The organism is Myxococcus sp. XM-1-1-1, from assembly GCF_020037095.1.
GTDB lineage: Bacteria > Myxococcota > Myxococcia > Myxococcales > Myxococcaceae > Myxococcus > Myxococcus fulvus.
On record NZ_JAIQDH010000021.1, the window covers coordinates 1 to 17,827 of the forward strand.

Sequence of the window (17,827 nt, forward strand, 5' to 3'; positions counted from 1 at the left end):
CCTGGTGAGCACCTACTACTCCGCCGCCGTGCTCGTCCCCGACGCGCTGGGCGTGCTGGAGAACGTGGCGCTCGGCGCCTGAAGCACCTCGCCACATCGTGAAACATGACGGCGGGCCCGGTGCGTTTCCTCGCGCCGGGCCCGTCGCGTTGGACGCGAGCCGCTTCACGGAGCTGAGCCTGCTTTGCAGAGCTTGCTTGCTATCCCACCCGCCGTCCGTGCCAGTCTGGCCGCATGAACCGCGTCCTCTTGCTGGCCGGACTGTTGAGCCTCGTTGCGTGCAAGGGCTCTTCCAACGGGCCCAACGACACCCCCGACGCAGGCCCCCACAACCCAGGTGATTCTGCTGGTGGGCCCGGAGGGAACCAGGCCGCCGCGTGCGTGGTGCAGACGGTGCTCGCCGAGCGCTGCGCCAGCTGTCACGGCGCGATGCCGAGCCAGGGGGCGACGATGCCGCTGCGCACCCTGCACGACATGCGGGTGAGCTCGTCGATGGACGGGCGGCTCAGCAACGCCGAACGAGCGCTCATTCGCATGCGTGACAACGCGTCTCCGATGCCGCCGGCGCCGCATGCGCGCGCGAGCACCGCCGAGCTCACCGCGCTCGAGACCTGGATAGGGGAGGGGATGCCTCTCTGCAATGGCACGGGGGGCCCGCCCGTGACGGAGGTGGCCGAGCCCAACCTGCTCGACCAGTCCACGCTCTTCAGCTGCACCGCGGGCGTGCGCTCGGATGCGCCGACGCGCATCCGCCGCATGAACCGGCGCGAGTTCACCCGCAACGTCGGTGGCTCGGTCGAGCGCAGCTGGACGGGGTTCAGCTTCTACGACAACCCGCTCGACCCCAGCGCCATCGAGCAGTACAGCTCCTGGGCCACGGACGAGACGCTGGACGAAGCCACGGTGGAGCTGTTCCTGCCGGTCGTCGGCGAGGCCGCCTCGCCGTGGACGATGAACTACCCGGACGGCAACCGGATGGAGCGCGTCTTCACCAACAGCCGCTTCAGCTGCATGTTCAACGACGCGAACCCGAGCGACACCTGCAAGCGCTTCCACCTGGGCCAGATGCTCGAGTTCGGCGTCTTCTTCCGCCCGCCCACCGAGGATGAGCTCACCCGCCTCACCGCCTTCGCGACCGAGGTCATCGCGCAGGAGCCGAGCAAGTCCGCGCAAATCCGGGCGGACTCCATCACGCGCATCTCCAACGCCGCGTGGATGATGACCGGCGCCCTGTTCCGCCGCGAGATGGGCGGCGAGCCGGTGGACGGCCGCGTGGAGCTGACCGGCCTCGAGCTGGGCTCTCAGCTGGCCTACGCCCTGGGAGGGCGCGCCCCCTCGGCCACGCCGAGCTTCGTGTGGCCGCACTACTCCGCGCCCCTGGAAGGGCACCTGGCGGACGTGGCCACGGCCGCGAAGGATGGCTCGCTCACGCAGGACGCGACGACCACCGCGCTCATCCAGAAGTACCTGGGCGGCGTCGACGCCAACCAGAACGGGACCCCGCGCTTCGACCTGGTGCAGGACTACAACGAGGAGCAGCGCGCCAAGCGTGGACAGTACTGGCTGGGGGACGGCGTCGCGGGCTTCTTCCGCGAGTGGCTCGGCTACGGGCACGTGGCGGGGGTGTTCAAGGAGTCCCCGGCGGCGACCTCGCGCTTCGAAATCGAGGGGCTCGGCTACATCAGCTCCGTCTCCTACGACAACCTGCTCACCAACTTCCATCCGCTGGAGCCGACCTTCATCCAGCAGTTCGACGACCTGATTGCCCGGGTGGTCGTCGAGGACAAGGACGTGCTGGCGAACCTGCTCACCACGCGCACCTTCTACGTGCCCTCCATGCAGAACGCGGCCTATGACTCGCACAAGGGCCTGTCGCATCCCTACAACGTCAGTGAGATCCTCCCGGCGACCGTCGCGGGCCGCTGGAAGACGCTGCCCGCCACCGAGCGCGCGGGCGTGCTGACCCACCCGGTGTGGCTGGCCGCGCACGGCGGCAACTTCGAGGACGACCCGTCCATCGTCCACCGCGGCAAGTGGGTGCGGGAGAACCTCCTGTGTGGCTTCGTCCCTCCGCTGAGCACCGTGCAGGTGGCGGCCCAGGTCGGCGCCCACGCTCCCGACAAGAACGCGCGCCGCCGCCTCCAGGAGGCGACCGCCGGCGCGCAGTGCCAGGGCTGTCACCGCCTGATGGAGCCGCTCGGCCTGCCGTTCGAAATCTACAACCACGCGGGCTTCCTGCGCGCGCGGGACCATTCGACGAGCGGAGGGTGGACGACGCCGGACGGCAGCTCGACGCTCACGTCGATGCCGGACCCCGCGCTGGACGGCCCGGTGCGCGACGCGGTGGAGCTGAGCGAGCGCCTGGCGACCTCGCGGCACGTGAAGCGCTGCTTCCTGCGACAGACCTTCCGCTACTTCATGGGGCGCCCGGAGAACCCGAGCGACGCCTGCACGCTGACGCAGATGGAGCAGGCCTATGACCAGAACAACGGCTCGTTCTCCAAGATGCTGACCACGCTGATGACCAGTGACACCTGGAAGACGCGGCGCGTGCCGCGGGCTGGAGAGTGACCGCCATGTTCTCGCGACGAACCGTCCTGAAGGGCATGGCCGCCGGCCTCTTCGCGCCCTACTTCCACGACGTCTACGCCCAGTCGTCGTCGAAGCCGCCGGCGCGCCTGGTGCTGGTGCTCGAGTGCAACGGCGTCTATCCCCGCGCGCTCCTGAGCGCGGGCACCCGCGCGGCGCTGGGAGGGCGCGCCAACACCACCGACCGCATCTTCTGGGACGCGTACAAGGACACGGCGCTGGTGCGTGAAGGCGACAATCTCGCCACCGCGACCTGTCTCGGACCGCTGGCGGCGTCCTCCGGCAACATTGATTTGGTAAACCGCTCCGCCGTGCTGCTGGGGCTCTCCAGCCTCATCGCGGGCGGTGGGCACTCCAGCGGGACGGGGGCGCTGAGCTGCGCGGTGAACGGCGCGGGCGCGACCTTCGACGCGGTGATCGCGCCTCGCCTGCGCCGGGGGGCCCCGTTCGACGTGCTGCGCCTGGGCACCAGCTCCGCGCGCGTGTCGATTGTGTACGAGACGTGCGCGCTGGGGCCTCGCAAGCCCGCGGGCATCATCGTGAACCCGTCGCTCGCGTTCGACAGCACCTTCGGCTCGCTGCTCGGTGGCTCGACGAACGGGCGGGACAGGAAGATGCTCTTCGACTTCGCGCTGGCCGACTCGCGAAAGGCGCTGGCGGAGTTCAAGGGCAACTCCAACGAGCGGCTGAAGCTGGAGCGCTACCTCTCCTCGCTCGAGTCGCTGCGCACGCGCGAGGACCAGCTCGCGGGCATGGCGGACCGCGTGCGGCCGTACCTGCCGCCGGCGCCGAAGGACAACCCGCTCATCACCGGCGCGGGCTCACCGCCCGACTCGCTGAAGTGGTTCGAGGCGCAGTTCCAGATTGCCACGGCGTCGCTGCTGGGTGGATTGACGAACACGGTGGTGCTGGCGACGGGAAGCTCGGGCTTCGACGTGGCCTACGGCGCGGACGTGGCCGACGTCGCGCGACACAACCTGCAGCACGGCCTGGACGCGGGGCAGAACTGGGACCGCGTCGCCGAGGTCACCCGCCGCCACGTGCAGCTGGTGGCGAACCTGGCGAGGACGCTGGCCGCCACGCCGGAGATTGGCGCGAGCGGCTCGATGCTGGACCACACCGCCATCGTCTTCATGTCCGACAACGGCGAGCAGCACCACTCGACCTCGCGGGAGTGGCCCAAGCTCGTGGTCGGCGGCAACGCGCTGGGCCTGAAGACCGACGGGCGCACCGTCGTGTACCCGAAGTTCGACGCGGCCCGGAACCGGCAGGTCTCCAACCTCTTCAACACGCTCGGCCACGCGTTCGGGGACGCGGACTTCAACACCTTCGGGCAGGAGGGCAGTACGCGCATCGCGCCGGGGCCGCTGAGCGAGCTGTATGGCTGAGCCGTGGGCTCGGGCTGGGTTCTCGGGCCTGATGTATCAGCAGGTCAGCCTCTTCTGACCCCTCGGCGGGTCAAGGAGCGTTCCGCGGCTCAGGGGCACACCCGCGCCGACAGGCCTGACGCATGGTCGCCTGGCGGTACCCCGACGGAGCCCTGTCTCCTCCTGTCTGGCCGTGCCGCGGTCCCTTCCGTCCGGATGCGGCGTGCCCAGTATTGCCTGAGTCGAGCAGGAAGGCCGAGCCTCCTCCCGCCAGCCGGGCTCGCGGCGCCGCGTCCGCGGCCCGGTGCTCGTCGCGACCATCATGACGCCTCGATTCGCGCGCCTCACCGAGCGGCTGAACATGAGCTATTGGCTGGTGCCCGCGCTGTGTGTCGTGGGAACCATCGGCCTCTCCTACCTCGCCCAGGCCATCGACTCGCGACTGGAGCAGACGGAGCACGCCTGGTACCTCTTTCGAGGCGGGCCGGAGGGCGCCCGCTCGGTCCTCACCGCGGTGGCCTCCTCGATGATGACGTTCGCGGGCCTCGTGTTCTCCGTCACCATCCTCGTCCTCCAGCAGGCCAGCAATCAGTTCTCTCCGCGCGTGATGCGCACCTTCCTGGGGGACCGGCGGAGTCAGCTCGCCCTCGGCATCTTCGTGGGGACGTTCGTCTACGCCCTGCTGACGCTGCGAGGCGTCCGAGGCGCGACGGAATGGCGGGGCAACGAGGGCTACGTGCCCTCGCTCTCGGTCTGGCTCGCCGTCGTCCTCGCGCTGCTCTGCGTGGCGACGTTCATCTACTTCATCCACCATGTCGCCCAGTCCATCCGCGCCGTGGTCATCCTCGAGCGCATCCGTCAGGAGACCTGCCGCACCCTGGAGCGGATGTACCCGGAGGGCATCGGCCAGGACGCGGAGGAGGGGCGCCTGGAGCGACCCGTGGCGCCCGCATCACTCCTCGTCCCCCATGACGGGCCGTCCGGGGTCCTCGTCGTCATCGACGAGTCACGTCTGCTGGCCTGTGCCCGGGAGGCCGACGTCCTGCTGGCCCTGCTGCCGATGATGGGTGACTTCATCCCCCACGGCGGCCCGCTCTTCGAGGTGTGGGGAGACGCCGCGAAGCTCGACGTGAAGGCCTTGACGGAGGCCGTGGTCGTCGGCCCCGAGCGGACGCTCCAGCAGGACACCGCGTTCGGCTTCCGCCAACTCGTCGACGTCGCGGAGCGGGCCCTCTCTCCGGGCATCAATGACCCCACCACGGCCGTGCAGGCCATCGACCAGCTCCATGACCTGCTGCGGCGCATGGTCCATCGGCGCTTTCCCGCCCCGTCACGCAAAGACGAGGAGGGCGCGCTCCGACTGCTCTGCCCGCGCCCGGACTGGAGCGCCTACCTCCGGCTCGCCATCGACGAGCTTCGCCAGTATGGCGAGCGCTCCGTCCAGGTCGTCCGGCGCCTGCGCTTCCTGCTGGAGGACCTGCTGCGCGTGGCGCCCCCCTTCCGGCGCGCCGAGCTGGAGCGACAGCTCTCGCTGCTGGACGCCAGCATCGAGCGTGCCTTCCCGGACGCGCGTGAAGCCGCCATGGCCCGTCGCGCCAGCCCCCAGGGGAGCGGCCCCTCCTGAGGCGCCACGACCATGGGCCTCGCCTTGGCCCGGACCCCTGAACGGATGCGCTCGCGGGGCCTCGAAGGGGAGCGCCGCGGGGGCCACTCCACGGAGCGTGCCGGAGCGTGGCGAGCGAATCCCCGCCACGCTCCAGCGGACGGCTCACAGCGTCTTCATGTACTCGATGAGCGCGGTGCGCTCCGCGTCCGTCAGCACGTCGGTGAACGTGTGGCCCGAGTTCGACTGGCTGAACATCCGGGTGTTGTAGATCTTCCGGTCCTCGATGTCCGAGTTCGTGAAGCTCGGGGCCACGATGCTGCCCAGGAGGTTCCAGGCCAGCGCGCCGTTGCCGTACAGCAGCGACAGCCCGCCCTCGATGAGCGGCGTCTCGTTCGGGTCCCACGGGTTGCAGTGGTTGAACGGCGAGAAGGTCAGGTAGCTGCACGGAATCGTGTCGTACTTCCACCCGACCTTGCCCTGGTCATAGCCCTTCGCCAGGTCGGTCTCGAAGCCCATCACCACGCCGAACCTCGCCGGCTTCGACTTGCGACGCCAGATGCGCGGTCGGTCCGACGACTTGAGCAGGCTCCAGAGGTCGGGCACCGAGCCGTTGTGGAAGTACGGGCCGGACGCCCAGATGCCGTAGAGCGGCTGCGCGAGATAGCCGATCATGTTGTACTTCTCGGCGCAGCCCTCCTGCCCGTTGTAGCCGAAGAAGCTGTACTTCGCCTGGGTCTCGACGGCGCCGTCGTTGGCGAGCATCCGGGCGTCATCGGTGTCGATGATGTCGATGGGCGTGACGTTGGCCGCCATGCCCTCGAACAACGGAGTGGCGAGGAAGCTCGGGTCGTTCACGTAGCGGGGCGCATAGGCGCCGTGGCAGCTCGCACACGAGCCGTTGCCGGCCTGCTGCGGCTTCGCGACCGGGTTGTTTCGGCTCGGCGCCCACAAGTCGAGCGTGTGGAACAGGACCGCCCCCTGCTGCGCGAGCGCCGTGTTGACCGGCAGCGGGTAGGCCGGCGACTTCAGCCCGAGCATCCAGGTGTTCGCCTGGTACTCATTCTCGAGGATCCACTCGTAGCCGCCCTGGTAGGTCGGCAGCGCGGCGCCCGGCATGTACCAGGAGAGCTCGATGCGCGTGGCGTCGCTGCTCATCCCGGCGTCGTAGAACTTCACCGGCCGGTGCCCGAGGTTCCACCAGTTCGGCGGGTCCTCCGTGCCCGTCGAGCCGGCCGCCCAGATGCTCGGATTGAGGATGACGCCGGGGATGGTCCCGTCGGGGTCGAAGAGGGTGAGCAGGGCGAAGAGCTGGAAGTTGGTGATGTTGCCCGTGCCGCGGATGCGGTTCAGGGAGGCGATGGTGAAGGCGGGGTTGAGGCCTCCCAGCTCGCCCAGGAACAGCGTCGCGTCGGTGAGGCCGTTGGTCCCGTGCAGCGCCCCCAGGCCCGCGCCGTCGCTCGGCTTGCCAATCTGGCCGCTGTGGCAGACCGAGCACGTGACGCCAATCTGTCCGCTCCACGAGCCGTCGGCGTTGCGTGTCTGTGTCAGCGCCATGGGCAACTGGCCGGAGCCACCGTTCGTGCGGTTCGGGTCCTCGAAGGGGAGGGGATACGGATTGCGCTGCTGACTGAGCGGGACGCCGTAACGCTCGGCGACGAGGTTGTCGAAGTCGGAAGGGCGGAACGGCAGGCCCCACCTGAGCCACAGCGCGTTGTACTGGGCCGCGGACATCGACCAGAGACTCCACGCGGAGTGGCCGCTGAACTCCCAGCCGGCGTCGGGGTCTCCATTCCCCCCGAGCAGCCGCCCTCCCGCCGCGTTGACCGACCGCAGCTCGCCGCACGTCTGCGGCGTGCGGTTCATGCACGAGTTCCATCCCACGTTGAACACGACGTTCTTGTTCGACGTCGGCGTCACGAGTGAGCGTGGATCCGCCGGCAGGGGCGTCGCATCCGACTTGCCAGTACAGAACTCGAACCAATAGTGCCCGCCGCGCTTGCTGCCGAGCAGGTCGGATTGCGCTGCCGCCGGTGTACTGCCGGCAAATACGAAACACATCGCGACGAGACCGCTTCGAATCAGACGTGCCGCCATGACGTCCCTCCTCCTGTCTGCCTGTGGGTCGGTCGGATGGGGTCGCGGTCCGACCGGTGGGCATGCGCTCGAAGACGTCCGTTTCAGGGCGCACGCTCGGTATGAGACTAGTTCACATTTGTCGCCAATAAGGGACATTTGTCGCGAAAGTGCCTTGGGCGACTTTTGCTGCTTATTGACGTTTTGGGGGACACCGGAGCCAGGTGGGGCCCGTGCGGGCATCCAGTCCGAGGCATGTCCTGGCCGCCACCGCTGGGTTGTCGAGCGAACCCCGGCGTGGAAGAACCCGCGGTGCCGACTTCGCGTCCGCGACGAACGCAATGGAGTCACGAGCCATGGCTGACGATGCGCGTCAATCCGCCCCCCACCCCGACTTCGTGGCGCGCAAGCCGCAGCAGCAGCGCGCCAAGGTCCGGGTCGATGCCGTGCTCCAGGCGGCGGAGGGGCTGCTGCTCGAATCAGGGCTCTCGGCGTTCTCGATTCCGACGCTGGCGGAGCGTCTGGAGTACCCGCGGTCGACCATCTACAAGTTCTTTCCGACCCCCCAGGCCCTGCTCAACGAGCTGGCGGAGCGCCAGCTGGCGGCGCTGGAGGCGCACCTGACGCGCTATGCCCAGAGCCTGCTGGGGGCCAAGGACTGGCAGGAGCCGATGACGCGCATGGTGCATGCGGCGGCGGACTTCTACCGCGCGCATCCGGCGGCGCAGGTGGTCCTGCTGAGCGGGCCGGTCTCGGATGTGAGCTTTCGCGCGTTCGAGTCCACCATCGCGCGGCTCGGCACGCTCGCGCGCAACCTGCTCGCGACGCACGGCATCGACATCCCGCGGGGGGCGCCGGACATCGCGGCGCTGGCGGTGGAGTTCGGCACCGCGAGCCTCCGGATGTCCTTCTACCTTCATGGCCGCATGACGGACGAGTACACCCAGGCCGCGGCCGACGTGATGCAGTCCTTCCTGGCCATGCGGCTGGGATTGCCGCTGCGCTGAGTCAGGCCCCCGCGAGGTCTTCCAAGGAGCTCACGGGGAGACGAACAGCCGGGTCACGGCGTAGTTGTACTTGCCTGCTTCCTTGAGGGTCACCGCCGAGGTGAGCACTTCCCCTTCGTAGGTGTAGGTGATGCCCCATTTGCCCGAGTGGATCAGCGCGTCGAGCATCTCCGGCGAGGTGCAGGTCTGGAAGTCGGGGAACAGCGCGTGGGGGATGTAGTACGTGCCGGTGGTGAGGTCGATGACGAGGGTGACGTCGACGGGGCCCACCAGGAAGCTGCCTGGGCGTTTCAGGCCCATCAGGCGGACGCGATGCCCGCGCGGAATCGGAGCGTAGAGGTCGAGGTCGGTGCTTCGCATCGCGCCAGGATAGCTCCTCCGATACTCGGGGAAGAGTCCATTTCGAGCCGTGTCTCAGGGCCCGAGGGAGCCGTCCTTCGTGCTCGCTTCAGACAGGTCCGTGAGTATCCTCCGGCCATCAATCATGGACGCACCTTCTCGATGGAGTCTCAAGATGCGTCGGTGGGATGGCTCGACGCCGCCGAAGCCCTCGACGTCCAGCGAGGGCTGGGCACTCGTGGCGCTCGTGGCGGGGGTCCTGCTGCTTCACCTGCTCATCATCGATCAGCCGACCCTGTCCTATGTCTTCGACGAGGCCCACTACGTACCGGCGGCCAGGTGTCTGATGGCCGGGACGGGATGCAACGAGGAGCACCCACCTCTGGCCAAGGTTCTCATCGCACTCAGCATCCAGGCGTTCGGTGACCGGGGATTCGGCTGGCGCCTGCCCTCCGTCTTCGCAGGCAGCTTCACGCTGGTGCTGCTCTACCTCCTCGCGCGGAGGCTCACGGACGGCCGTGTCGCGCTCCTCGCCGCCTTCCTGCTCGGCTTCGAGAACCTCTGGTTCGTCCACTCGTCGATCGCCATGCTCGACATCCCGGCGTTCTTCTTCGCGATGCTGGGCGTCTACTTGTTCACGGGACAGAGATGGTGGCTCGCTGGACTCGCGCTCGGCGTTGGCATGCTGGCCAAGGGCGTGGTGGCGATGGTGTTCATCGCGCTGGTCCTCTACGCCTTGCTCAGCCAGGAGCGGTGGTACTCCAAGGCCGCGCTGGCGGTCACGACACGGGTCGGTCTCAGCGTCGGCATCCCCGCGGCCCTGACCTTTGTCGCGGGACTGGGGCTCTACGACCTCGTGTATCAAGCCTTTCCGAGCCCGCTGCATCACCTCGCCAGCATGGCGAGCTATCATCAGACCATCGGTTCGCCGGGAATGAGCGACAGCGTGCATCCGCTGCGTTGGTTCTCGGGGTTCCCGAACTCGCCGTATTTCGTCACGTCCATCCAGGCCGAGGACGGCAGCATCCCTCGAGATGTCCTGCAGTACATGGACCAGCCCAACCTGGTCATTCTGCTGTTCATCTGGCTCGCCATTCCGCTCGTGTGGCCGGACATCCGGGCGCGACAGCCGCTGGCGCTCCTCTCCTCGCTGCTGGTGGGGGTCCCGTACCTGCTCTTCCTCCTGGTCGCGCACGTGCGCGTCACCTATCCGTTCTACATGCTGCTGTTTGTCCCAAGCCAATGCATCCTGTCGGCGCTGGCGCTCTCGAAACTGCCGCGCGGGGCCACGTTGACATTCTGCGCAGGCGTCCTGGCGTGGTTCTTCTATTGGTTCCCACGCAATCCGCTTGCGCCTTGGGAGTAGGTTTCGGACGGCTCCTCTCCTTGATTTCCCGGGTTCCACATGACACGCTGTCGACAGGAGGTCGTATGAAACAACTGGCAGGTGTCTTGTCTGTTCTTGCGGTCGTCGCGCTCTTCATGAAGGGCTTTGATTCGAATGGCGTGGTGTCGACGGCCGAGGCGGCGGCGGCCTCGAAGGCGACAACGATAGTCACGAAGACGTCGACGACGAAGGCGACGAAGGCGACGACAAAGACCGTGACGACGGTGAAGACGGCGACCAAGACGGTGGCGCCGAAGTAAGGGCGTCTCCCCAGCTCGACATCCACCGGTGCCCGAGGTCCATGAGCCGCTATCGTCTTCCGTGGGTCGTCCTTGGCTCGATGCTGGTGACCGAGCCCATCCTGGCTCAGAGCGCTCCTGCTCCCGCCGCGGCCGTGCGCCTCCCCGAGGTCGCACTGCCACCTGCGTTGGACCGCGTGCTGCGCGACTATGAGCGTGCATGGCGCGCGGGCGACGCGGCTGCGCTTGCCTCGCTGTTCGCGGAGGACGGGTTCGTACTGCAGAGCAATCGCCCGCCTGTCCGTGGTCGTGCGGCCATTCGAGCCGCCTATGAGGGGCAAGCCGGCGGGCCATTGCAACTGCGCGCGCTCGCGTTTGCCGCTGAAGAGACGAGTGGCTACATCATCGGCGCATACGGCTACGGCAACAAAGCCGACGACACGGGGAAGTTCACCCTCACCCTGCGTCGTGCACCCGGTGGGCCGTGGCTGATCGTCTCGGACATGGACAACGCGAACGCGCCGCCACGAAAGCGGTAGCTCCACGCCGCCCTCGGCAGAGGGGCGGGACCCGGGGGCGTGTCCGCAGTCGCGTCTGGTGGTTCTTTCCCCCAGGGAGGCGCAAGGAACCGCGCCTCACGCAGGTGGCCGCGCTCAATCGGGATACAGGCGCTTCCATTCCTCCCGCCATTCCCGCGCCAGTGTGGACCGGGGGCGGCCGTAGCGGGCCTCCGTCGCCGAGGCCGCGGTGATGCGGTCGACGCGGAAGTGGCGGAAGGCCTGGCGCAGGCAGCACCAGGCGGCGACGAGCTGTTTGCCCTCGTGGAACGCGAGCTGTACGGGCCAGATGTCGCGCTGGCTCGGCTGGCCCTTCTCGTCGGCATACACGATGAGGAGCGCCTTCTCCTCGCGAATGGCCCGGCGCACCAGGCCGAGCACCGGGACGGGCGCGGCCCCGCCGCGCATCAGGATGGGCCAGAGCCCGGTGTCGTTCATCCGGTCGCGCAAGTCCTCGGGCGAGGCGGTGGCGATCTTGGCCAGGGCATTGCGCGCCGCCCCGGCGAGGCCGGCATCCGGCTGGGCCTCCACCCAGCGGGAGCCGAGCACCAGCGCCTCCAGCTCCTCGGCCGTGAACATCAGCGGCGGCAGGAAGAAGCCCGGCTTCAGCATGTAGCCCACGCCCGCCTCGCCCACGATGGGCGCGCCAAGACCGATGAGCGTCCGCACGTCGCGATAGAGCGTGCGCAGGGACACCCCCTGCTCCTCGGCCAGCGCCGCCGCGGTGACGGGGCGGCGGTGCCGGCGAAGTGCGTCCATGACTGCGAAGAGGCGTTCGGTCTTGTCCATGCGCGCCCGGGGCTCACCGGATGGTGCCATGGAACGCGCGGAGGTCGGCCGCGTAGTGCTCCGGAGCCTCGAGCGCCGGGAAGTGCCCGGCCAGCCGCGCCTCGGTCCAGTGGACGAGGTTCTGCAGGTGCCGTTCGCCCCAGGCGCGCGGCGCGGGGTTGTCGACGTCGGCGGGCACCAGGACGCCCTGCTTCACGTCATGGCGGGGCATCGGCGCCAGCAGCTCCTGGTCGGCGAAGGCCTCCTTGTACAGCCGGACCGATGAGCCAATCGTCTGGGTGAACCAGTAGACGGAGAGCAGGGTGCACAGGTCGTCGAGGGAGTAGACCGACTCGAGGCGGCCGTCCCGCAGGTGGCTGCAGCCGTGGAACTTCTCGAGGATCCACGACGCCAGGCCCGCAGGTGAGTCGTTGAGGCCGACGGCGAGTGTCTGCGGCTTGGTGCCGTGAATCATGACGTAGGCGCTCTGCGTGGCGGTCCACAGGTCGACGCGCCGGAAGTAGTCCACCTCCTCGGGCGTCGGCGCCTGGGGCCGCGGGTACCCCGAGAAGACGTTGAGGTAGTGCGCGCCCAGGAGTCGGCCGGGGTGGTTGCGGACCAGGCTGAAGCAGACCCCGGAGCCCAGGTCCGAGCACGCCACGAGGAACTTCTCGTAGCCCAGCCGGGTCATCAGCTCCGCCCAGAGATGACCCATGCGGCTCATGTTCATTCCCCGCTTCGTCGGCCGGCCCGAGAAGCCGAAGCCCTGCAGCGAGGGGATGATGACGTCGAACGACACCCCGTTGCGCTCGGCGGTGAGCAGCGGGATGAGCGGCAGGAACTCGACGAAGTTCGAGGGCCAGCCATTGGCGAGGACGATGGGGACGCGCGTCCCGCCCTGACCGGGCGCATGGACGAAATGGAGCCGCTCGCCGTCGATCTCCTCGATGAATTGAGGAACCGCGTTGAGGCGCTGCTCGGCGCCGCGCCAGTCGAACCGCTCCGCCCAGTGGGTGACGAACCGCCGGAGCAGTTCGGTATCGGTGCCATCGTCCCAGCCGACGCCTTCGACCGTCGCGGGGAAGCGGGTGGCCTTCAGCCGCGCGCGGAGGTCATCCAGCTCGGCGTCGGAAATGGAGAGGGTGAATGGGCGGGTCGTACGTCGCTTGGGTGCGTGCATCCCCAGGTTGTGCCCGAGGGGTGCTGACAGGGTGTGTCAGCAGTGTTCGGTCACACGCACGTCCAGCGACGTGGCGTAAAGATTTGAAGGAGCATGAGGTGCGTGCCCGACGGATACAGAGACCGGGCAGCAGAGGCTCGAGTGCAAAGGGGCAAGGCAATCTTGCCCCTCGACCGCATGGGTCATGCCCATCCGGCTTCGTTGAGGCTCAGGGCGAGCGGACCCAGCCTGTCGAGAAGCTCCCGGAGACCTCCGTGAATGAATCAGGCCCCGTCATCGTGATGGTCGTAGACGTCGGCAGAGGATACGGCGCAGGGTCTGCGCAGACTCCGCTCCCGCGGTGGATGCGCGTCCCAGTGTAGGTCCCAGCAGTCGCGCCTGGGGTAAGCCCCGAGAACACCTCATCTCCCGTCAGCCAGCAGCCATCTCCGTTGTTCGTCATGAATGCGGAGCCACCGCTGTTGATGCTGAAGCAGCCAGGCCAGCTCGGGTGGCACCAAGTCCCAACCAATGGATCCGTCGAGGAGAGGACGGCCGCCGTCTGGGACGACAAATCCGTATGCTCATTCATTGCGCCGCCACAGGCCGTAAGGAAGAGGTGCGCGAGGGCTACGAGCGTTGCTTGTCTGATCATTGGATGAAGTGCCTTGGGTGATGGGTTTGAGGCGTTTGCCACTCTTCAGGTTTTTGCGATGAATGGCAAGCAACATTGGCGGGCGCTCGTGTTTGCCATGAGATGGGCTTGTGGAGTTGGCTTCACTCGATGTGAAATGGCTGCCTTGGTTTCGGGCGGCAACTCCGTTGCTGCTCATTCTCATTGGCCTCACTCGCCAAACTCTTGACAAGGGATGTGAGCGGGCTGGAGGTCATTGCAGCCGGCCTGTGAGAAAGCAGGCCGAGGAGAATCGTGCCGAGCAGGATGACAGACAGGACGTGGGCGGCACGCCTGTCGTCGCGCGGTGCTACCCGCCCGAGGCGCTCGGACTGGCCGACGCAGCGCAACAGAGAGGGGGGGGCGCTGCCGTTCGCCGTTGCCGCGTCGACTCATGCTTCAGGCGAGGCAGCGACGCCCGAGGGCATTCTGGCGGCCCTTGCCAGCGCGCCTGCTCTCCCGGTTTGAGTCGTGCAATCGGCTCTTGGCGGAGCACCGGTGGCGCGGCTCTATCTTCAACGCCATGTGCGCCTGGTGTCTCGCGTTCGGCGTGACCACCGCCCGCCCCAGTGAGCAGGTTGACTTCGCTGCCAGCCTTCGCGTTTCAGTCGTTCGCTCGCGCTCCGCGGGCAGCGTACGCATCCTGTCTGAACGACCTGCTCCAGCGCGAAGCACGAGAGCAGGTCGCCAACATCCACTCAGGCGATGAGCTCGGAGAGCACGCCCTTGGTGAGCGCCGGGTCGCCGAAGTCGTCCAGGTTCCCGCCGGACGCGTTCCTCAACCCCACGGCGGAGCCAATCGTGTTCAGCATCCGGTTGTGGTTGGGATTGCCGCCGCCCGACGCCTCGACGTAGACGCCCTGCTTGAGGAAGCCATTGCAGCTGCCCGCCAGGACGAAGGGCACATTGCGCGCCGAGTGGGCCGGCCCGTTGCCCAGGTCGTTGTACCAGACCGACACGCCGTGCTCGATGAGCCGCTTGCCGTCCGGCATCTGGTAGGCCGCCAGCTTGTCCAGCAGGTGCTTGAAGGTGCTCGCGAACTGCACGTCCACGTGGTGGTGCAGCAGGTCCGAGCCCGTGATGATGCCGCCGCTGGCGTCGTGCGACGTGCGCCGGTGGGACACGTAATGGAAGTTCTCCATCAACTGCCCCGTCTCCGGGTTGCGGTAGCGCGTGTCGCCGTCGTTGCCGTTGCCCACCTGGATGACGGCCGCGCGGTTGGTGCCGCACGCCATCGCCATCACCGCGATGTCCATGTGCAGCCGGGCGGTGGCGAGCACCTCGGTGCCGTCCGTGCTGTCGTAGCCGGGGGCCTGCTGCTGGAGGATGAGCTCCTGGTCCGCGCGCATGCGGCAGCTCAGGGCGACCTCCAGGTCCCGGACGTTCGACAGGTGCAGGTCCACGCGCTCATGGTCGGACGCGCTCAGCTCGGGCCGCTGCTTGAGCGACTGGAGCTGGGCCTTCACCAGGTCATTCACGCTGCGCTGCCGCACGAGGAGCTGCTCACGAGCCTCGGGCGTCAGTCCCCCCGGGCCGCCAATCATCGTCTGGTACGCGTTCCACGGGTCATGCAGCGCGGCCCGGCGCACGTTGCTGCTCCGGTAGGACAGGCAGGGTCCTCCGAGCCAGCCGCCCCGCCGGCCCGCGTAGAAGACGAGCGAGTCACGCTGCTGCGGGTTGAGCTCGCGCCCGATGCGGTGGTCGATGGACTCGCCCGCGGACTCGGAGCCGCCGCCCGCGCCCTCCACCACGGGGCCCCGCGCCGTCAGCCCCTGCATGGCGCCGCGGGCGTGGCCGTCCCCGTAGTTGTAGTCCCGCATGTTGACGTTGCGCACGAGCAGCAGGTGCGCGCGGTGGGCCTCGAGCACGCCCACGGCCCGCCCGGCCATGCTGTCCGCGGTGAGCGCCCCCAGGGTGCGCGGCCAGAAGCGCTCCGGCTCCGCGCCCAGCTCCGACGTCGTCTGGGCCGAGGCGACGCCGTTGGCCTGGCGGAAGAAGATGGCGTACGGCCGCACCACCGGGTCCGCCGCGAGGGCGGTCCTCGGCATCAACCCCTCGAGGAACGGCAGGCTCAGCATCGTCCCGCCCAGGCCCTTCAACACCATCCGGCGACTCAGCTTCATGGCAGCTCCTCCGGGTGGCGATTCACGAAGCCCTCGCTGGTGACGACCTCCACGACGAGGTCGACGATGGACAGGTTGCCCGCCTTCGACAGCTTCCCGAGCCGCTCCACCAGCGGCGCGTCCTCGTGGGCGGACGGGCGCCCGTGGAGGTACTCCACCCAGTGCTTCGCGTAGCACGCGTGCACCGACTCATTGGCCGCGAGCGCGTCCGCCAAATCCAGCGCGTCGCGCACCGGCACCGTCTCCCCGTTGATGTTGGGCGTCGAGCTGGCGTCCACCGGATGCCCGTTGTCCGTGGTGCGGAAGCCGCCGATGGCGTCGAAGTTCTCGAACGGGAAGCCGAGCGGGTTGATGAGGTGCGAGTGGCAGCTGGCGCACGCGCTCCCCGGCGCCTCGGTGTGCGAGGCGACGACCTCGCGATTGGTGCGGCCCTGGGGGGCGGGGAGCGGCGGGATGTTGGCCGGCGGCGCGCCAATCTTCCGGCAGATGATGCGCTCGGAGACGAAGACGCCGCGGTGGATGGGGTCCGGGTCCACCGACGTCGCGTGCGAGGCCAGGAAGCCCACCTGGGTGAGCACGCCCTTGCGCTCGCGCGAGTCGAGCGTCACGGGGACGAAGTCGGCGGTGAACGCGCCGCTCAGCCCGTAGACGCGCGCCAGCTCGTCGTTGACGAAGGTGGACGGCGAGGTGAGCAGGTCGCTGTAGCCGCCCTTGCGGGAGAAGACGACGTCCTGGACGAAGAGGCTGGTCTCCCGGGCCGCGTACTCGCCGAGCCGCTCGGTCACCTGGGGATAGCGCGTGAGCGAGGGCCGGATGGCGGCATAGCGGGGCACGTCGAAGAGGGTGCGGTGGAAGGCCTCCACCACCTTGTTCGAGCGCGCGTCCTGGAGCATGCGCCTGGCCTGGGTGGCGACGCCCTCGCGCGAGTGCAGGGTGCCCTCGCTCGCGGCGGCGAACAGGGCGTCGTCCGGCATGGCGTTCCACAGGCCATAGCTCAGCCGCGAGGCCACCTCGTAGTCGTCGAGCGGCACCCGGTCCTGCACGGCCTGGGTGCTGCGCTCCACGCGGTAGAGGAAGTGGGGCGACTGGAGGAAGGCCTCGATGACCAGCCGGAGGCCCCCCTCGAAGGCCGCCATGTCCGCGTAGGCCTGGGGCCCCTTGCGGTACAGCTCGAGGTAGCTCTCCACCTCATCGGGCGTCAGCGGGCGCCGGTGCGCGCGCAGGCCGAAGGACTCCACGAAGGCGCGGGCGCGCGCTTCACCGGTGGCGGTCGACGCGGGCACCAGGCGCGCGAGCTTCGCCGCGTCCGTCGTCACCTGTCCGGCGAGCTCCGCGGCGGCGCGCTGGTAGGCGCCCCAGAGGGCCTCGTCGACGGAGAGGGCGCGCGCATCGTTGTCGAAGAGGAAGCCGCTCTGGGCGGGGTCCGCGCGGAAGGTGCCCGCGAGCGTCGTGGGCGGCGCGTCCAGACGGAGCAGCTCCTGCACGCTGTGGGTCCACTGCACGTGCGTCAGGCGCGCCATCCGCACGGAAGGAGCGGGCTTCTCGACGGCGGGGGGCGGGGGATTGCCGGGACCGGGTCCTCCACCGGGGCCCTCCGGGTTGGAGAGGGTTCCTTCGCAGCCAGCAGCCCCGCTCAAGAGCAACCCGAGCACCACCGGGCGCCACCACCGTCCCCGCTCCGCTGGCTCTCGTGACAACCGTTGTGACCGCATCCTCGGCACGAGCGCCTCCATCATTGGGAGACATACCAATCGGCTGGATGACGCGGTCCTGTCAATGTAGCCGCGACGCGCACGCATCGGTCGGATGGCCCGGTGACACGGATACTGAAAAACTCGTGTCACGCATGCATGCGCGTTTCATCTTCCATGCGGGCCTCGGGCGAAAGTGTGGAGGAGGCGCCACAGGCGTGGGGGACAGACCCCCTCAATGCGCGGGTG

14 protein-coding genes are annotated in these 17,827 nt (G+C 68.5%); 8 read left to right on the plus strand and 6 right to left on the minus strand.

What is annotated here, in order from left to right:
- From K8640_RS31725 to K8640_RS31740, 4 genes are all read left to right on the plus strand, one after another.
- On the plus strand, positions 1–82 hold an 82-nt coding region (locus K8640_RS31725; RefSeq protein WP_223750637.1), incomplete at its 5' end, for a hypothetical protein.
- A gap of 152 nt (positions 83–234) precedes the next feature.
- A complete protein-coding gene (locus tag K8640_RS31730; RefSeq protein WP_223750510.1) occupies positions 235–2,571 on the plus strand; it encodes a DUF1588 domain-containing protein in 2,337 nt (778 codons plus the stop codon).
- Positions 2,572–2,576: 5 nt separating this feature from the next.
- Complete coding sequence (locus tag K8640_RS31735; protein ID WP_223750511.1) at positions 2,577–3,977, plus strand: DUF1552 domain-containing protein; 1,401 nt, start codon at positions 2,577–2,579, stop codon at positions 3,975–3,977.
- Positions 3,978–4,278: 301 nt separating this feature from the next.
- Entirely contained in the window at positions 4,279–5,580 is a 1,302-nt protein-coding gene (locus tag K8640_RS31740; RefSeq protein ID WP_223750512.1) for a DUF2254 domain-containing protein, read from the plus strand.
- 144 nt (positions 5,581–5,724) lie between these two features.
- Here the strand turns inward: K8640_RS31740 and K8640_RS31745 are convergent, their stop codons facing one another.
- Complete coding sequence (locus K8640_RS31745; protein ID WP_223750513.1) at positions 5,725–7,656, minus strand: hypothetical protein; 1,932 nt, start codon at positions 7,654–7,656, stop codon at positions 5,725–5,727.
- A 335-nt stretch (positions 7,657–7,991) separates the two neighbouring features.
- Between K8640_RS31745 and K8640_RS31755 the strand changes: the two genes are divergently transcribed.
- The gene (locus K8640_RS31755; protein WP_223750514.1) at positions 7,992–8,642 is read left to right on the plus strand and encodes a TetR/AcrR family transcriptional regulator; all 651 of its coding nucleotides are present in this window, start codon (positions 7,992–7,994) and stop codon (positions 8,640–8,642) included.
- Between the two features lie 30 nt (positions 8,643–8,672).
- Here K8640_RS31755 and K8640_RS31760 read toward each other — a convergent pair whose 3' ends face one another.
- Entirely contained in the window at positions 8,673–9,002 is a 330-nt protein-coding gene (locus tag K8640_RS31760; RefSeq protein ID WP_141332079.1) for a hypothetical protein, read from the minus strand.
- Positions 9,003–9,156: 154 nt separating this feature from the next.
- Here K8640_RS31760 and K8640_RS31765 point away from each other — a divergent pair, with 154 nt between their 5' ends.
- The 3 genes from K8640_RS31765 (at position 9,157) to K8640_RS31775 (ending at position 11,146) form a co-directional block, all read left to right on the plus strand.
- Positions 9,157–10,347 carry a glycosyltransferase family 39 protein gene (locus K8640_RS31765; RefSeq protein WP_223750515.1) on the plus strand — a complete coding sequence of 397 codons (1,191 nt, stop codon included), beginning with the start codon at positions 9,157–9,159 and terminating at the stop codon, positions 10,345–10,347.
- Positions 10,348–10,412: 65 nt separating this feature from the next.
- Positions 10,413–10,628, plus strand: a complete 216-nt coding sequence (locus tag K8640_RS31770; protein WP_223750516.1) for a hypothetical protein — start codon at positions 10,413–10,415, stop codon at positions 10,626–10,628.
- 41 nt (positions 10,629–10,669) lie between these two features.
- Complete coding sequence (locus tag K8640_RS31775; RefSeq protein ID WP_223750517.1) at positions 10,670–11,146, plus strand: SgcJ/EcaC family oxidoreductase; 477 nt, start codon at positions 10,670–10,672, stop codon at positions 11,144–11,146.
- Positions 11,147–11,260: 114 nt separating this feature from the next.
- On the opposite strand, the gene K8640_RS31780 is transcribed toward K8640_RS31775, so the two are convergent.
- From K8640_RS31780 to K8640_RS31795, 4 genes are all read right to left on the minus strand, one after another.
- The gene (locus K8640_RS31780) at positions 11,261–11,953 is read right to left on the minus strand and encodes a YafY family protein (RefSeq protein WP_141332839.1); all 693 of its coding nucleotides are present in this window, start codon (positions 11,951–11,953) and stop codon (positions 11,261–11,263) included.
- Between the two features lie 13 nt (positions 11,954–11,966).
- Complete coding sequence (locus tag K8640_RS31785; protein WP_223750518.1) at positions 11,967–13,112, minus strand: epoxide hydrolase family protein; 1,146 nt, start codon at positions 13,110–13,112, stop codon at positions 11,967–11,969.
- 1,350 nt (positions 13,113–14,462) lie between these two features.
- Positions 14,463–15,887, minus strand: a complete 1,425-nt coding sequence (locus K8640_RS31790) for a DUF1552 domain-containing protein (RefSeq protein ID WP_223750519.1) — start codon at positions 15,885–15,887, stop codon at positions 14,463–14,465.
- Positions 15,884–17,584 (minus strand): DUF1592 domain-containing protein, encoded by a 1,701-nt coding sequence (locus K8640_RS31795; RefSeq protein ID WP_223750520.1) that lies wholly within the window; start codon positions 17,582–17,584, stop codon positions 15,884–15,886. Before K8640_RS31795 ends, K8640_RS31790 begins: the two co-directional genes overlap by 4 nt.
- Positions 17,585–17,827 lie beyond the last annotated feature (243 nt).

Coding starts and splice junctions, on each gene's coding strand:
- K8640_RS31730 (WP_223750510.1), top strand. CDS start 235: ATGAACCGCGTCCTCTTGCTGGCCGGACTGTTGAGCCTCGTTGCGTGC.
- K8640_RS31735 (WP_223750511.1), top strand. CDS start 2,577: ATGTTCTCGCGACGAACCGTCCTGAAGGGCATGGCCGCCGGCCTCTTC.
- K8640_RS31740 (WP_223750512.1), top strand. CDS start 4,279: ATGACGCCTCGATTCGCGCGCCTCACCGAGCGGCTGAACATGAGCTAT.
- K8640_RS31745 (WP_223750513.1), bottom strand. CDS start 7,656: ATGGCGGCACGTCTGATTCGAAGCGGTCTCGTCGCGATGTGTTTCGTA.
- K8640_RS31755 (WP_223750514.1), top strand. CDS start 7,992: ATGGCTGACGATGCGCGTCAATCCGCCCCCCACCCCGACTTCGTGGCG.
- K8640_RS31760 (WP_141332079.1), bottom strand. CDS start 9,002: ATGCGAAGCACCGACCTCGACCTCTACGCTCCGATTCCGCGCGGGCAT.
- K8640_RS31765 (WP_223750515.1), top strand. CDS start 9,157: ATGCGTCGGTGGGATGGCTCGACGCCGCCGAAGCCCTCGACGTCCAGC.
- K8640_RS31770 (WP_223750516.1), top strand. CDS start 10,413: ATGAAACAACTGGCAGGTGTCTTGTCTGTTCTTGCGGTCGTCGCGCTC.
- K8640_RS31775 (WP_223750517.1), top strand. CDS start 10,670: ATGAGCCGCTATCGTCTTCCGTGGGTCGTCCTTGGCTCGATGCTGGTG.
- K8640_RS31780 (WP_141332839.1), bottom strand. CDS start 11,953: ATGGACAAGACCGAACGCCTCTTCGCAGTCATGGACGCACTTCGCCGG.
- K8640_RS31785 (WP_223750518.1), bottom strand. CDS start 13,112: ATGCACGCACCCAAGCGACGTACGACCCGCCCATTCACCCTCTCCATT.
- K8640_RS31790 (WP_223750519.1), bottom strand. CDS start 15,887: ATGAAGCTGAGTCGCCGGATGGTGTTGAAGGGCCTGGGCGGGACGATG.